The following is a 14,688-nucleotide window of genomic DNA, read 5'->3' as shown; positions in this document are numbered from 1 at the left end:
TTAATGCTCCTCAGCGATCTCATTTTGATATTGTTCCGCAGTCAATAAACTATTAATTTCGTCTGGATGACTGGGCTTCATTTTGACAAGCCAACCCGCTGCATAGGGTTCAGAATTAACAAGAGCTGGATTTTCGACTACTACTTCATTGATGGCAGTAACGATACCACTCACGGGTGCATAAAAATCAGAGGCAGCTTTTACTGATTCAACTACACCAAGTTCTTCTCCTGCACTTACTTCATCACCAATTTCAGGCAACTCAACAAAAACCATATCACCCAATAATTGTTGGGCATGGTCGGTAATGCCCACGGTTACTTCATTTTGATCTTCTTTTATCCATTCATGGGTATTTGTGAATTTTAACTCATTCATTGCATTGTCCTTATTTAATTCTATAGCACTGAAGTCAAATTAAATCTAGAAATCTACAAAGTTACGAGAAAACTCGATCCTTTTTTGCATTCAGACTATACGTTTTTATTTTTACTTAACTGGATCCGATGTTTTAAATCGCTTTTCCTGATTTAACAAAACGCGGTTTTCCAACTTTTGCAGGAACTAATTTTCCGCGAATATCAACCATTACCTCTTCACCTGTTTCAGCTGGAACTCTCGCCAAGGCGATAGATTTTTCCAGTGTAGGTGAGTAGCTCCCACTAGTAATAATTCCATCAGCACAACCTGGGATTATTACTTTTTGTCCATTGCGCATTATACCTTTATCTAATAAAGTGAGCCCCACCATTTTTCGTTTTATTCCAATTTGTTTTTGGGAAAATAAAGCTCCCATCCCAATAAAATCACGATCGGCGGGTTCCCATTTAATAGTCCAACCGAGTCCTGATTCTAAGGGGCTGGTGGTAGTGTCCATATCTTGCCCATAAAGAAGCATTCCTGCTTCCAAGCGAAGGGTGTCGCGGGCACCTAATCCACAAGGATGAATACCAGCCTGCATTAAATCATTCCATAGTTGGATAATGAATTCTTGCGGGGCAATGATTTCAAATCCATCCTCTCCCGTATATCCAGTGCGAGCAAAAAACCATTGTTCCACATCCACGCATTCGAAACTTGTTAAAGTAGAAACGGCATCAATTTGTGCAGGAGTAAGAATTTTTTTTGTTTTTTCTATCGCGTTAGGTCCTTGCACGGCAATCATTGCCAATTCTCTTCGTTCCTGTAAACCAACGGCAAAGCCTTCACTTTTTTGGCGAATCCAGGCTAAATCATCTTGTCGGGTTGCCGAGTTCAGAACCACTCTGTAATTATCAGAAGCGCGTTGGTAGACGATCAGATCGTCAATAATTCCACCATGTTCATTACACATACAACTGTAAAGTGCTTTTCCGTTGTGTTCAAGCTGGTCCACATCATTGGTTAAAAGTTTACGTAAGAATTGACGGCCACCGGCACCAAGAATGTCAACAATAGTCATATGCGATACATCGAACATGCCCGCATCTTTACGAACATAGTGGTGCTCATTAAGCTGAGAACCATAATGCAAAGGCATTTCCCAGCCATGGAAATCAACCATTTTGGCGCCACAAGCTTGATGTGTGGCATGGAGAGGGGTTTTAGCAATCATTGTACGTCCTTTTTTCAATCACCTTAGTGTGGGTGATTATACCTATTGCGATATATACTGTATATTCCATACAGCATATTTATTAGGACTACTTTAATGACTGGGCTAAATATTTGGCGTTGGATGTTGGATTTAGGATGGTTAGTATTCCTCCTAATACTCCTCCGGCATTTTTGGCGTGATAGACAAGTATTGGTACAAGCACAATCGTGGCTAAAAGTTAAAGGTTATATTACTAAATGCGACTGGACTAAAGTAGGTCATAGTGTTTGGCCTAAAATTGAATATACTTATCAAGTTGATGACAAAGATTTAACGGGAGAATATTTGTTTTTAGATACAGCCCATAACAATCCTAATAGTAAATATTCCCGTGGCATTGCTTATAAAGCGGCTGTTGCTTTTCAAGAAAATACGGCAATTGATATCTATTATAATCCCAATGACCCTGAGGAGTCTGCTCTAGATGTAACCATGCCAAGCAAATTAAATATGATTTTGATTTTGATTGGCATGTTAATCCTTATGCATCTAGGACTTATGGTTTGGCGTTATTTGGGTTAGGCTGACTTGCTGCTGGGGTATTGGATGCAGGGGTAGTAGCTGGCATTGAATCACTGTCTTCTTCAACATCACATTTACAAGGTTGTTTGGTTACTACGGATTGTAAACTGGTGATGGTATATCCCCGCACTCCTTGTCCTGATGGCGCAACCATAAAATTAATCGTTACCTTCAAATGTTGACGTTGTTGGTATTGTGGATTTTGATACGCTACGATAAGCCCCATTGTTGCTTTCCAATGTGTTGGGTCGATATTGGTGATTACCGGGGGGGCAGTAGCTACGGCACTCACATTATAGAGATTTTTTTGGACATCCTCTGGTAATTTGGAGGCATTTAACGCCTTGCTGTAGGATATCCAGGCGTCCGCTGCAAAGTACTTAGCTATTTTCTTCTGATCTTCAAGGTAATTTTTATAGCTATAAGTATAGGTGGCTACGATTGCCTCATTAACCCAGACGGATAATTGGGCGGGCTCTGGTTGTGCATAGCTAAATTGGAAAAAAATTGATAAGAAAATAAAGACTAATTTCTTGTTCATAAGCATATCCCTTTTACAATAAAAAGTAGAGTGTAGTTTAATTACTAAGTTAAGAATATGTTCCTCTTGTTCCTCTTCCCTCCCGCGAGATCGAGCTACTGAGCCTTAGATTCTTTGTTTCAAAGCACATGTCACGTTAGGGATAGGCTCAACTTAGTGCATTAAGGTGTAGCCAATTATCGGATGATTTCTTAAATTCCCAATGATCTTGTTTTATAGTGTAGCTCATTCAATACACATAAAAAATCCCCGGCTGCTGCCGGGGCAAATTGGATGTTTAGATAATGAAATCTAAACACTGCTCCGCTTAAGAGGGGGTAAAGCGAAGCTAAGCATTCGGGGGAAATGCTCACTATATTAGACACGGAAATTTTTGAAAAGTTCAATTTTTGTGCAAATTATTTCATTTTAAAGAAAGCAAAAAACTAATTTATTGAATATTAGTACAATTCACGAATTCATTACGTTTGCTGCAGGTGACTTTTTTATCTTTCAGCACAACACTCTCCTTTTTAATCAGAAGAAAGGTTTATATTAACGGCTTTAATCTATCGGACAAGCTGTCTTTATGATATTTTACTATCCTGAAACAAGCAGCTGTTCCCGTATCAATTTAAAATTATTCCAGGGCGGAAAATTTTGCGAGGTATTGGCGTATATTTGGCCCTTGAGTTTCATTTTTTTTTTCAATTATTATACTGCGTGATTAATCAGTTGCAGAGTGTATTTTGGGTGTCGACAAAGTTATTGAGGAGGCATTGTGCGCGAAAGTCGGTTCTACTTTGCTAATCCTGATAGATTTGGCCGATATGTAAATCGTTGGGATTTGTTGCTCATTGTTCTTATTTTTTCCATATTGTTCTTTTTAGGTTGGGCCGGTTCGCAAATGGCCACTCCCTATCAATTGGGAGAGCAGATACCCATTTCATTAGATCCTGCCAATCTTCCTTTTTATGCATTGCGTACGGTACTTCGTATGTTTATTGCCTTGTTTTTTTCGATTATTTTTACGTTTACGATAGGACTTTGGGCTGCAAAAAATCGGCGTGCAGAACAAATCATTATTCCTGCGATTGATATTTTACAATCTATCCCGGTTTTAAGTTTTCTATCGATTACAGTAACCGGATTCATCCGCTTGTTTCCTAACAGTTTGCTAGGACCTGAATGTGCATCCATTTTTGCTATCTTTTGTGCACAAGTATGGAATATGACGTTTGGTTTTTATCAGTCCTTAAAAACATTACCCCATGATTTACAAGAAGTGTCTTCTATGTTTCGACTTTCGGCCTGGCAACGCTTTTGGAAATTGGAAGTGCCTTTTTCCATGTCGAGTTTGTTGTGGAACATGATGGTTTCTATGTCTGCTAGCTGGTTCTTTGTGGTTTTGTCTGAAGCGATCTCAGTAGCGCATCAAGACATTCGATTACCGGGCGTAGGGTCTTATATTGCCTTGGCAATTCAGCAACGAGATTTACATGCGGTGGGTTATGCTATTTTAGCAATGATGATTGTTATATTTTTATACGATCAAATCTTTTTTCGTCCTCTAATTGCCTGGTCTGAAAAGTTTAAAACAGAGCCCTCCCATGATGGAGCGGAATATCAATCTTGGCTCGTGGATTGGATTCGTGGCAGTAGACTAATGAAGCAGTTTGCTGAAGTCCTTGGCATTTTTTCCGATCATTTTGTCAATGCGCGTTGGCTGAGAATCAATGAGACAAAAATAATAAGGGAAATTGACTTTAAAAAGCAGAAGCGTCTCGATCGACTTTGGAGCATTTTAGTTTTAATTAGCGTTTGTGCTGGAGCATGGTTCTTATTGCGCTTTATTCTTGCAGAATTGAAAGTGAGCGATATTTTGCATGTGTTTTTGCTGGGAGCAGCAACCGGGGCTAGGGTGCTTTCTATGATATTTCTTAGCTCCTTAGTTTGGATTCCAGTAGGCGTGTGGATTGGTCTAAGGCCAAGAATTGCACAAAAAATACAGCCAGTGATTCAATTTGTAGCAGCATTCCCTGCAAATTTATTCTATCCTTTATTTGTGATAGCTATCGTAGCGTTTCATTTAAATGTAGAACTATGGGTGACTCCACTCATGATTCTTGGAACTCAATGGTATATTTTATTTAATGTGATTGCAGGAGCATCGACTATTCCGCGAGAACTCTATCTTGCTGCAGACAATTTTGGCTTGAAGGGGTGGCTCTGGTGGAAAAGGTTAGCATTGCCTGGCATTTTTCCTTTTTATATTACGGGCGCCATCACAGCTGCGGGTGGTGCATGGAATGCGAGCATTGTGGCAGAGTTCGTGAGTTGGGGGAATACTACCCTTAGAGCTACAGGTTTGGGAGAATACATCCAAGCCAGCACGGCAACGGGAGACTTTCCAAAAATTGCTTTAGGTACTGCAATGATGTGTTTGTATGTACTTACTTTTAACCATTTGATTTGGCGTCCGCTCTATCGCTTGGCGGAAGAACGTTTTAACCTTAATTAAAGATACTTATGTCTGAAACCATTATTGCAATAGAAAGCTTACGCAAGTCTTTTAAAAAAGCAGCAGAACAAGATTTGCTTGTGCTTGAGGATGTGAACTTTAAGCTTCAAGAAGGCGAAATCGTTGCCTTATTAGGTAAATCCGGTTCAGGGAAGTCAACTTTGTTGCGTATTATTGCAGGTCTTATAGCCCCCACTGGTGGAACCGTAACTTATAGGGGTAAACCGGTCACCAGTCCTGTCGCTGGGATTGCAATGGTTTTCCAGTCGTTTGCCTTAATGCCTTGGCTTACCGTATTGGAAAATGTAGAGCTTGGACTAGAGGCTCAAGGAGTAAGTCGGGATGAGCGCAGGCATCGAGCCATTGAAGCGATTGATATTATTGGTCTTGATGGTTTTGAATCGGCGTTTCCAAAGGAACTTTCCGGTGGGATGCGTCAACGGGTTGGTTTTGCGCGAGCCTTAGTCATTAATCCCGATGTTTTATTGATGGATGAGCCTTTTTCCGCCCTTGACGTACTTACCGCGGAAAACTTGAAGTCTGACTTGTTGGAATTATGGGCAGAAAAGAAAACCAATACCAATGGGATTTTATTAGTGACTCATAATATTGAAGAAGCTGCTACATTAGCTGACAGAATAGTAATTTTTGGGAATGATCCAGGGTACATCCGCGCCGAATTACCTGTTACCTTACCGCAGCCACGAGATCCTGAGTCACCTGAGTTTCGAGCTTTGGTTGATAAAATTTATACATTAATGACGACTGGGCCTAAAGAAAAAGCAAAACGAGCCCAAAGAGAGCGACAAATCGGTTTAGGATACCGATTACCCGATGTAGAACCTTCGGAACTTACTGGCTTGATTGAGACGATGACCTCTTTTGAAGAGCGTATTGATCTACCAGAGCTTGCAGATGAGTTGATGATGAATATTGATGACCTATTTCCCATACTTGAAACATTGGAAATATTAGGTTTCGCTAAAGTTTCTGCAGGAGATATCCAATTAAGCGACTTAGGAAAGCAATTTGCTGAAGCTGATCTTCAAGAGCGTAAACAATTATTCGCGCAAAGATTATTGGAAAAGGTACCTCTTGCCCGTTACATCCGCCGAGTATTAGATGAAAAAGTAGGACATAGAGTTTCTGAAGAACGTTTTTTGAGTAAGCTTGAAGATTATCTAAGTGAAAAAGAAGCCGACCGTGTATTACGTACCATGATTGACTGGGGACGTTATGCTGAGATTTTTGCTTATGATTTCAATACCGGAATTTTAAGTTTGGAAAATCCAGGTAAGGGAGCATAAAAGATTTAAAGTGTTAATCCAAACCGTTTCATTAAATTCCTCCTTGGGGGCAATGACCACTTAAATTAGAGCGAATAGTTTGTTATTATTTGTGCAGATTTGATCCAAGGAGGGGTTGTTAGCATGGAACGCAAACAAGAGTATGACGAGCATTTCAAAATAATTCTTCTAGGGAATAACGCCGTTGGTAAATCATGCTTGGTGCAGGCGTATTGTGGGGGTTCTCTCTATAGTTATGATACCTACATGGACACTATGGGTGTTGACCAAGAAATAAAATGGATTAAGTTGTTCAATAAAAAAGTCCAATTACGCATCTGGGATGCCTCAGGTACGCCTAAATTACAGGAAATCGTTGGTTCTTATTTTCGATCGGTTGATGGAGCGCTAGTCTGCTTTGATTTAACTAATAAAACTTCTTTGCAGCACACGAAAGACTACGTAGCTCGTTTAAGAGTAACCAAGCAAAATCTTCCAATGATTCTTGTCGGTTGCAAAGCGGACATAGAGAAACGAAGAGAGGTAAGCTCCACGCAAGCAAAGGGATTAGCTGATGAGCTGGGCCTTGAGTATTTAGAAGTTTCCTCTCGTAATAAAATGAATGTCGAGCAACTTTTTTACCACATAACACTTCGCATATATCTAGCCAAACATTTAAATAAGATTAAGCCACTCCTGGATGAATTCTTTAATAATTATTTAAAACTCACCAACCCTAATCGTACCCACTTGTTTACGGAGAAGCACCAGAACCTGGTTTTAAAAGGAGAAACAAGGGCAGAGTACAACGCTCAGTTTGAAAAATTGTTCGCTTCTACAAATGTAGATGAAGTAATCGAGTTTTGTAGAACAACATTAGATCTCATGGAACAGGCCAATAACTTCTATAAACAAGATAGCCCTGTTTTAAGTACTTTTCTCACTAGCCCACTTGCAAGCATCTTCAAGGAAATATTGGAGGTTGTAAGTACTATGTTAAGTGACATGATGGGATTTGTCGCTGCACGAGAATTGATATATCAGAAAAAATCCATCGAGCACGCGTTTTAACGTTTCACGTGAAGCATTGTCTCTATCTTTATTCCAATTTCTGCTGACTAAGCACTGTAGCCTGAAACGTAGTGGAAACCAGGAATACTGAGTGTGCATGGGTTTTCGGCCTGGGTTGCGGCTTGTGCGTTCACCCAGGCATTTGCAGGTTTATAATAGCCAGCTTATTAAGCAGATTTTCGCGTGAGATAATTCAATAGTTCTAATAAACGCTCTGGACTACCAGCCATTCGTAAGTCCGTTTTATACTTATTATTTACCACAAAGGCAGGCACTGCATTAATCTGATAAGCGCCCATGAGGCTCATTCCATTTTGAACACGCATATCAATGGTTGGTGAGTTTTCAAACGCACTTTTCGCGATTTCTTTATCCACTCCTTGAGCAACAAAAAAACTGATCATAGCTTGTTTGGAGTCGAGGGGCTTTCTTTCTTCTTGGATGGCTTTAAACAGTAAGGGCGTCATTTTATCAGAAAGTGCAAGGGTTTTTGCAGTATAATACGCTTTAGCATAGAGCTCCCATGATGGTTTAAATACTACGGGAACACGTTCGAATTGAATGTAATTGCCCATTTTACTAACCCAAGAATTGAGAGGTGCTTCTATTTTGTAACACCAGGGGCAGCCATAACTGAAAAATTCTTCAATAATGGGCGCTTTATTTTTATTATTCATTACGTTTGGATTGGTAACAATTTGATAGTCCTTCCCCTCAACAAATGATGCAGCCAGGGCCATTGCTGGTAAAAGAAAGAATACAGCGATTAATTTTTTTAACATAATTTAGTTTCCTAATGTAACCCTTCAATATAATGTGCGACTGCTTCCATATCTTCTTGGCTCATTCTACTGCTAATATCTTGCATGATATGGTTTAAATCATTCTTCCTCTTCCCGTCTTTAAATGCATTTAATTGCAACACGGTATAAGCAGCATGTTGGCCAGACAGTATGGGGAAGCCAGCTTGAGCATTGCCCGTACCCTTGGGACCATGGCAGGCGATGCATGCCGTTATCCTTTTTGCAAAATCTCCTCCACGGTAGATTTGTTCACCCCGTGTAAGAAATTCTTTAGGTGTACTGCCCTTAGCAAGAGGCATTTTAGCATAATATGCTGCCAAGTCATCCATATCCTGTTTACTAAGGGTAGCAACAAGCGCATTCATCGTTGGTGCGTTACGTAACGCACTATCTTTCATATCGTTGAGTTGCTTTATAAAGTATTTGGGATGTTGTCCTGCGATATTAGGCCAGTCGGGATTTGGACTATTACCTTGTTGTCCATGGCATGCGGAACAAACTACCGCTTTGTTGGGTGCAGATAAGGTATTTTCTTGAGCAAAAAGAACTAATGGAAAGCAAAGGATAAAAGTGAGTACAAATTTTTTCATCGATTTCTCATAATAAATTTACCAAGTAATGGTACACTGCCTTGGTTGAATCCCAAAATATTATAATTCTTATGTTGGAAAATCCTTATTCTAAAGCTGTTTTTTTAAAAAGTGCTGCCCGTGTGCCTCAGTTACCTGAGGACTCCGGATATGAAGTTGCTTTTGCTGGACGTTCAAATGCTGGAAAATCAAGTGCTTTGAATTGTCTCACTGGCATCAAAAATTTGGCACGCACCAGTAAAACACCCGGTCGAACCCAATTAATTAACTTATTTGGCATCGATGAAACGCGTCGCCTTGTTGATTTACCAGGCTATGGGTATGCGAAAGTCGCTTTGCAAGTGAAAATGGACTGGCAAAAAAATTTGGCGCATTATCTTGAAGTCAGGCAAAGCTTAAAAGGTTTGATTTTATTGATGGATATTCGTCATCCCTTGAAAGATTTAGATGTAATGATGGTCGATTGGGCATTAAACCGGGAGCTACCAGTCCATATTTTATTGACTAAATCCGACAAATTAAGCCGTAGTGAAGTAAAAAATACCTTAGCCAAAGTGCGTAAACATTATGAATTGGCAACCCATTTGATAACCGTTCAATCTTTTTCATCTTCAAAAAAGGAAGGGGTGGGGGAATTGATTGCTTTGTTAAATCAATGGTTTGATTTATCGTCAGGATGAAGTAAGGTAGACAAGACATATTGTGATCAAAGGACTTTCCGGGGTTTTGTTTAACTCCAGGAACAAATATGTTTTTTTCGAAAAATAAGCACGAATCGATAGGACGATTTGAGGTGATACGGCGACCTAAGTCGCATTAATGTTAAAAGGGATTTTAATGTTACGAGGTGACCGATTTTTTAAAAATTCTAGAGCGAAAACGGACTCTTGCAAACAAGAGCAAGAAAGTCCAGCAATTGAATGTCTTCCTAATGAAATGCTACTCCCGATTTGTCAAAACCTTGCGACTAACCTCCCCGATAAATACAACATGTCCCTAGTTTGCAAATGGTTTCGAGAGGTCAATGAAGATCATTCCGTGAGTAAACATTTAACACATGATATCAATTTGATTATTGATTCCTTGTTACATGATTTGTATCGATTTATGGTTAAGCAAAGATCCACTGGTTCTGAACTGCTCTGTGTTGATAAAGAGCTGGTACATTCAATTGAGTGTCTTAAAAAACAACTCGCCGCGGTTATGAAGGCTCGGTCCTTTGAAAAAATTGATAATACAACACTGGATATTTTTTCAAATGGTAATACGAAAGTAATTGAATCAAATTCACTTCTTAAATACGGGGGGTTGCTGCCCTATGTTATTGATAGCGTAGAAAGTTTTCAATTTCTTACTGCTACTGTTGGTAAAAGTCAGCGAAATGCAATTGAAATGATCTTTAAATCGACTAAATTAAGTGAAAAAAATGACCTAACAACGCGTCTCCATTTAATGTTACGTATTTATGCGGAATTAAAAAACAAAAACAACCTAACTGATAAATATCAGGAGTACAAAGAAATCCTAACTAAAACCAGTGCAAAACTCGCAGCGTCACTGTCAAAAGAGCATCACATAATCGCTATGCAAATGATGAAAGATGGAGTGAAGTTATCCGAAGAAATCTATTTAGATAATCTAGCTAATACTTTTATGGCAGTGAGTAGGGGATTACACGAGCAGTTAGGTGATGATGCAAGCTATGACATTTCTTCAGCATCACCCTGCAGATAGTTTCACCTCATCCCATAAATTTATAGGCTGAGGTGAAACGATATGTGTTCGAGTTATCACTTAATTTCAGCATGTTCCAGTACTTTTTGTGCTTGAGTCGCGCGGTAATTTTTAATCGCTTCGCGATATACAGGATACTGATTGCCGAGGATTGTTACTGCCAAAATAGCCGCATTAATAGCGCCTGCTTTGCCCACTGCAAGGGTTCCTACCGGAATTCCCGCTGGCATTTGGACTATGGATAAAAGCGCATCAAGACCATTAGTGAATGTTGAGGAGGGCATGGGCACACCTAGAACAGGTATTAGTGTTTTAGCTGCTACAACCCCGGGTAAATGAGCCGCACCACCTGCTGCAGCGATAAAAATTTCTACGCCACGTTCTTCTGCGGATTTGAGATACTCAAATAACGCATCTGGGGTACGATGTGCAGATAAAGCGCGAACTTCGTGAGGAATGTTAAATTGTTCCAGAGTTCGGCTGGTTTCTTCCATAATGGTCCAATCAGATTTTGAGCCCATAAGTATTGATACAAGTATTTTAGACATAATTTCCCTCGTTAATTATTTATCATCTTAGTAGGTGTAGCTTGGCATCCAAGTAAACTCCGACTATCGGAATTAGCAATCATCTGTATCGCTTCAATCAAGGCTAATCCTTCGAGTTCTTGCACCCTAGCTTTCAAAAGTTCAGCAGTATCGCCTGGAAAAACGGGACATTTTTTCTGCAAAATAATTGGTCCTGCATCGACTTGTTCGGTAACAAAGTGAACAGTGCAACCGGTTTCAGTATCAGCTTCATCTAAAACAGATTGATGGACATCAAGATTCATCAGCCCTGCATGAGCTGGCAGTAAAGACGGGTGAATATTGATTATTTTATTTTCCCATTGGGAGACGAATTCAGCGGATAAAATGCGCATATAACCAATTAAAACAATCAATTCTATTTGATGTTGTTTGAGTATCGCAGACAGATAATTATCAAATTCCGTACGACTGAGTCCTTGAGGATTGGCGAACATGGATTGAATTCCAAAGTTTGCCGCTTTTTCCAAAATGAGCGCATCCTCTTTGTTGCTCAAAACCAGCTCGATTGATGCCGCTAAATGGTGTTGTTCTATTGCAGCAACCAGTGCATTAAGGTTAGTACCTCGGGTTGAACCAAGTACGGCGATGCGAATCATAATGCGCGTATCCTTTGCATATGGTCAATTCGTTGTTGAATTAGTTGCTTAGTTCCTATGTCCTGACGATGAAATAAAGGACCTTCAATCAATGAAATTTCCTTTTCAGCGTTTTGCTCTGCAGCAAAAATTGAATCGGCAATTCCTACATAAGCCGCAGTGCGTGAACCTTCAGCAAGGATTTGATCATCTACCTGATTTACGGATGAAAGGTATAAATGATCTTGACAGGTGACTTTTGAAAACTCTACGACAAAGTTTTTCTTAGGTGCATCAGGATAACCTTCAGGGACTGCATATTTACACACAGTGGCTTGTTTAGAAAACTTAACGTTTTCTTCAGCAAGAGTACCGTTTACCATGGCTTGGCATAGGGCAACAAAATCTGACTCCAGAATTGATAATACATTTAAGGCCTCCGGATCGCCAAAGCGTGCGTTGAATTCGATAACATAAATCCCACTTTTAGTTGCAATAAAACTGCCATATAAAATGCCAATATAGGATTCACCGCATTCCGTAGATAGGGCCTTAAAGACGGCGTTATTAATCGCCAAGGCTTCATGAACATCATGTACAGTCAAGAAAGGTAATCGATGGTCGTTATCGGAGTAACTTCCCATACCACCCGTATTGGGTCCTTTATCGCCGTTATAAGCACGTTTATGGTCTTGCACCAAAGGCATAGGAACCAGCTTCTTGCCATCAGCGAAACACATGAAGGAAAATTCCTGCCCAATCAATTTTTCTTCGATAAGAATAGTCTGCTTTTTATCAAGAATTTCCTGACAAAAATCCAAAGCTTCAGCAATTGAATGTAGGTGATCTCCAGCAACTTTAACCCCTTTTCCACCCATTAATCCATTTGCTTTAATAACGTAATTGCCTTCACCAAGTTCATTGAGAAAAGTCTCAATCTCATCGAGGTGGGTAAATTTTTTATAACGTGGTAAACCGGCTATATGATGCTTTAGCATCAGATCGCGTGCGAACTCTTTAGAGGTTTCAATTTGGGCCAATATTTTTTTCGGACCGATGGTGGGGATTCCTGCTTGCCAAAAAGCATCAGCCATACCTTTTTCAAGGGGGGCTTCTGGACCGATAATGACTAATTCAATGTCCCAAAGTTTTGCCTTTGATACTACTGCCGTACAATTGGTAATATCCCCTGCGCAATATTGATGAGTTAATTGCTGGATTCCAGGATTAATTGCCGTGCCATAACAAAACAATGACGGTTTTTGTGGCGACCGGTCTAAGGCTTTGATCAGTGCATGCTCACGTGCGCCAGAGCCGATAACAAGAATGTTCATTCGCGGTTATCCTCTATTTTTGGGGGAGTAGTAAGTCTGCTTGTTTCACGTTGTTCTTCCAGTTCCTTCATTTTTTCTGAAGTGAGTTTTTTACAAAAATAATCGCCATCCATACACGCCATACACGGTTTTTTGATTTGATGCTCCCCGCGACGTGTAACTGCTTCAACCAAATCTTCATTGGATTGATAGAGTAATACATCCACACCAAGATAATGGGCAATTTCATCTTCAGTTTTATTAGCCGCAATCAACTCCTTGCGTGAGGGAATATCAATTCCACTAAAACAGGGATTTTTAAGGGGGGGCGATGTGGAAGCAAAATAGATTTTCTTTGCTCCCGACTCTCTTACCATTTTGACAATTTCCCGAGAGGTTGTTCCTCGAACTATGCTGTCGTCAATAATCATCACCACTTTATTTTTAATTTCAGTTTGCTGAGGAGTTAATTTGTAGCGAATATTTCGACTTCGTGCCTTTTGATTAGGCATAATGAAGGTACGTCCTATAAATGGATTTTTATACAAGCCTTCGGAATATCGGACTCCTAATTCATGAGCAAATGAAAGAGCTGCAGTATTTGCAGTGAACGGAGCGGGAATAACAATATCCGGTATGAGTTCAGGGTGTTTTTGCTTCCATTGCAGCGCTAGATTTTGTCCCATGCGTAAACGAGCGCGATACACACTGACGTTATTAAGTGTTGCATCCGGACGTGCAAAATAAACATATTCAAATACACAAGGTCTAAATTGTTCGGTTTTTAGAACACGGCGGTGTAGTTTTCCCTTAAGATCCACAAAGGCAACTTCACCGGGCAAAATATCCCCGCGAGGTTCAAAGCCCAAGGCATAAAAAGGAGTAGTTTCTGATGCAAAAATAGTATCAACAGTTCCATCGGGATTTTCACGTGTTCCCCAAACCAGCGGGCGGATACCGTGAGGATCGCGAAAGGCAACAAGACCTTTGCCAATAATTACGGATACAATTGAGTATGCCCCTTCAATTCGTTCAAAAATATGCGAGACGGCTTGGGTTAAAAGCTCAAAAAAACTATCTGAATTTTCCTCATGGCTAGATGCATTACTAGCTAGGTTATCCGCAAGCACGAGTAATAGTGCTTCTGAGTCAAGAGAAGTATTAAGATGACGATGTTGCTTTAAACGAATGTCATCAGCCAATTCTTGATAATTGGACAGATTACCATTATGGGCAAGCGCGATACCCCGTGGGCTCCCAATCCATAAGGGTTGGACATCGGTTGCCGTATAGCCACCAGCAGTGGGATAGCGTACGTGACCAATACCTATATTTCCTTGCAATGTGGAAACGTTATCAGAAGTAAAAATTTCCCGAACTAAACCTAATCCATGTTTGGTATAGAAACGCTGATCACAAGTGAGTATGCCCGCAGCATCTTGCCCTCGATGTTGTAAATGAATAAGACTCTCATACAATTCGAAGGCTACTGGTTCATGACTGTAAATACCTACTATCCCACACATT

15 protein-coding genes are annotated in these 14,688 nt (G+C 40.1%); 6 read left to right on the top strand and 9 right to left on the bottom strand.

Features of this window, described 5'->3' with window-relative positions; all coding sequences use genetic code 11:
• Entirely contained in the window at positions 1-378 is a 378-nt protein-coding gene (gene gcvH / locus HBNCFIEN_RS15730) for a glycine cleavage system protein GcvH (protein ID WP_182391995.1), read from the bottom strand.
• A gap of 133 nt (positions 379-511) precedes the next feature.
• Positions 512-1,594 (bottom strand): glycine cleavage system aminomethyltransferase GcvT, encoded by a 1,083-nt coding sequence (gcvT, locus tag HBNCFIEN_RS15725; RefSeq protein WP_182391994.1) that lies wholly within the window; start codon positions 1,592-1,594, stop codon positions 512-514.
• A gap of 96 nt (positions 1,595-1,690) precedes the next feature.
• Between gcvT and HBNCFIEN_RS15720 the strand changes: the two genes are divergently transcribed.
• Entirely contained in the window at positions 1,691-2,158 is a 468-nt protein-coding gene (locus HBNCFIEN_RS15720) for a DUF3592 domain-containing protein (RefSeq protein WP_182391993.1), read from the top strand.
• Here HBNCFIEN_RS15720 and HBNCFIEN_RS15715 read toward each other — a convergent pair.
• A complete protein-coding gene (locus HBNCFIEN_RS15715) occupies positions 2,133-2,699 on the bottom strand; it encodes a DotI/IcmL family type IV secretion protein (protein WP_182391992.1) in 567 nt (188 codons plus the stop codon). The genes HBNCFIEN_RS15720 and HBNCFIEN_RS15715 overlap by 26 nt on opposite strands.
• Before the next feature lie 760 nt (positions 2,700-3,459).
• On the opposite strand from HBNCFIEN_RS15715, the gene HBNCFIEN_RS15710 reads away from it, so the two are divergent.
• The 3 genes from HBNCFIEN_RS15710 to HBNCFIEN_RS15700 all read left to right on the top strand — a co-directional run bounded on the left by HBNCFIEN_RS15710 (position 3,460) and on the right by HBNCFIEN_RS15700 (position 7,556).
• Complete coding sequence (locus tag HBNCFIEN_RS15710; protein WP_182391991.1) at positions 3,460-5,199, top strand: ABC transporter permease subunit; 1,740 nt, start codon at positions 3,460-3,462, stop codon at positions 5,197-5,199.
• 8 nt (positions 5,200-5,207) lie between these two features.
• On the top strand, positions 5,208-6,506 hold the full coding sequence (locus tag HBNCFIEN_RS15705) for an AAA-associated domain-containing protein (protein ID WP_182391990.1): 1,299 nt from the start codon (positions 5,208-5,210) through the stop codon (positions 6,504-6,506).
• 123 nt (positions 6,507-6,629) lie between these two features.
• The gene (locus HBNCFIEN_RS15700; RefSeq protein ID WP_182391989.1) at positions 6,630-7,556 is read left to right on the top strand and encodes a Rab family GTPase; all 927 of its coding nucleotides are present in this window, start codon (positions 6,630-6,632) and stop codon (positions 7,554-7,556) included.
• 167 nt (positions 7,557-7,723) lie between these two features.
• Here HBNCFIEN_RS15700 and HBNCFIEN_RS15695 read toward each other — a convergent pair whose 3' ends face one another.
• Together HBNCFIEN_RS15695 and HBNCFIEN_RS15690 are read right to left on the bottom strand one after the other, a co-directional pair.
• Positions 7,724-8,338, bottom strand: coding sequence for a thiol:disulfide interchange protein DsbA/DsbL (locus tag HBNCFIEN_RS15695; protein WP_182391988.1), 615 nt, complete (start codon positions 8,336-8,338; stop codon positions 7,724-7,726).
• Positions 8,339-8,349: 11 nt separating this feature from the next.
• Positions 8,350-8,949: a cytochrome c gene (locus HBNCFIEN_RS15690; protein WP_182391987.1), complete on the bottom strand. Its 600-nt coding sequence runs from the start codon at positions 8,947-8,949 to the stop codon at positions 8,350-8,352.
• 71 nt (positions 8,950-9,020) lie between these two features.
• Here HBNCFIEN_RS15690 and yihA point away from each other — a divergent pair, with 71 nt between their 5' ends.
• Positions 9,021-9,629 carry a ribosome biogenesis GTP-binding protein YihA/YsxC gene (yihA, locus tag HBNCFIEN_RS15685; RefSeq protein ID WP_182393727.1) on the top strand — a complete coding sequence of 203 codons (609 nt, stop codon included), beginning with the start codon at positions 9,021-9,023 and terminating at the stop codon, positions 9,627-9,629.
• Positions 9,630-9,786: 157 nt separating this feature from the next.
• On the top strand, positions 9,787-10,683 hold the full coding sequence (locus tag HBNCFIEN_RS15680) for an F-box protein (protein ID WP_182391986.1): 897 nt from the start codon (positions 9,787-9,789) through the stop codon (positions 10,681-10,683).
• 56 nt (positions 10,684-10,739) lie between these two features.
• On the opposite strand, the gene purE is transcribed toward HBNCFIEN_RS15680, so the two are convergent.
• The 4 genes from purE to purF are packed head-to-tail and all read right to left on the bottom strand — an operon-like array spanning position 10,740 to position 14,687.
• Complete coding sequence (gene purE / locus HBNCFIEN_RS15675; protein WP_182391985.1) at positions 10,740-11,231, bottom strand: 5-(carboxyamino)imidazole ribonucleotide mutase; 492 nt, start codon at positions 11,229-11,231, stop codon at positions 10,740-10,742.
• Between the two features lie 11 nt (positions 11,232-11,242).
• Positions 11,243-11,869 (bottom strand): phosphoribosylglycinamide formyltransferase, encoded by a 627-nt coding sequence (purN, locus tag HBNCFIEN_RS15670; RefSeq protein WP_182391984.1) that lies wholly within the window; start codon positions 11,867-11,869, stop codon positions 11,243-11,245.
• A complete protein-coding gene (purD, locus tag HBNCFIEN_RS15665; RefSeq protein ID WP_182391983.1) occupies positions 11,866-13,182 on the bottom strand; it encodes a phosphoribosylamine--glycine ligase in 1,317 nt (438 codons plus the stop codon). Before purD ends, purN begins: the two co-directional genes overlap by 4 nt.
• Positions 13,179-14,687: an amidophosphoribosyltransferase gene (purF, locus tag HBNCFIEN_RS15660; protein ID WP_182391982.1), complete on the bottom strand. Its 1,509-nt coding sequence runs from the start codon at positions 14,685-14,687 to the stop codon at positions 13,179-13,181. Before purF ends, purD begins: the two co-directional genes overlap by 4 nt.
• Position 14,688: the final 1 nt, after the last annotated feature.

Source organism: Legionella sp. PC997, from assembly GCF_014109825.1.
Classification (GTDB): domain Bacteria; phylum Pseudomonadota; class Gammaproteobacteria; order Legionellales; family Legionellaceae; genus Legionella.
This window is presented reverse-complemented; position numbering and strand designations above follow the sequence as displayed.

What these genes read in the sequence shown, in the direction of transcription:
- HBNCFIEN_RS15715 (WP_182391992.1), bottom strand. Translation starts at nt 2,699, where the DNA reads ATGAACAAGAAATTAGTCTTTATTTTCTTATCAATTTTTTTCCAATTT.
- gcvT (WP_182391994.1), bottom strand. Translation starts at nt 1,594, where the DNA reads ATGATTGCTAAAACCCCTCTCCATGCCACACATCAAGCTTGTGGCGCC.
- purE (WP_182391985.1), bottom strand. Translation starts at nt 11,231, where the DNA reads ATGTCTAAAATACTTGTATCAATACTTATGGGCTCAAAATCTGATTGG.
- HBNCFIEN_RS15690 (WP_182391987.1), bottom strand. Translation starts at nt 8,949, where the DNA reads ATGAAAAAATTTGTACTCACTTTTATCCTTTGCTTTCCATTAGTTCTT.
- purN (WP_182391984.1), bottom strand. Translation starts at nt 11,869, where the DNA reads ATGATTCGCATCGCCGTACTTGGTTCAACCCGAGGTACTAACCTTAAT.
- HBNCFIEN_RS15680 (WP_182391986.1), top strand. Translation starts at nt 9,787, where the DNA reads ATGTTACGAGGTGACCGATTTTTTAAAAATTCTAGAGCGAAAACGGAC.
- HBNCFIEN_RS15700 (WP_182391989.1), top strand. Translation starts at nt 6,630, where the DNA reads ATGGAACGCAAACAAGAGTATGACGAGCATTTCAAAATAATTCTTCTA.
- HBNCFIEN_RS15720 (WP_182391993.1), top strand. Translation starts at nt 1,691, where the DNA reads ATGACTGGGCTAAATATTTGGCGTTGGATGTTGGATTTAGGATGGTTA.
- HBNCFIEN_RS15705 (WP_182391990.1), top strand. Translation starts at nt 5,208, where the DNA reads ATGTCTGAAACCATTATTGCAATAGAAAGCTTACGCAAGTCTTTTAAA.
- yihA (WP_182393727.1), top strand. Translation starts at nt 9,021, where the DNA reads ATGTTGGAAAATCCTTATTCTAAAGCTGTTTTTTTAAAAAGTGCTGCC.
- gcvH (WP_182391995.1), bottom strand. Translation starts at nt 378, where the DNA reads ATGAATGAGTTAAAATTCACAAATACCCATGAATGGATAAAAGAAGAT.
- HBNCFIEN_RS15695 (WP_182391988.1), bottom strand. Translation starts at nt 8,338, where the DNA reads ATGTTAAAAAAATTAATCGCTGTATTCTTTCTTTTACCAGCAATGGCC.
- purD (WP_182391983.1), bottom strand. Translation starts at nt 13,182, where the DNA reads ATGAACATTCTTGTTATCGGCTCTGGCGCACGTGAGCATGCACTGATC.
- purF (WP_182391982.1), bottom strand. Translation starts at nt 14,687, where the DNA reads ATGTGTGGGATAGTAGGTATTTACAGTCATGAACCAGTAGCCTTCGAA.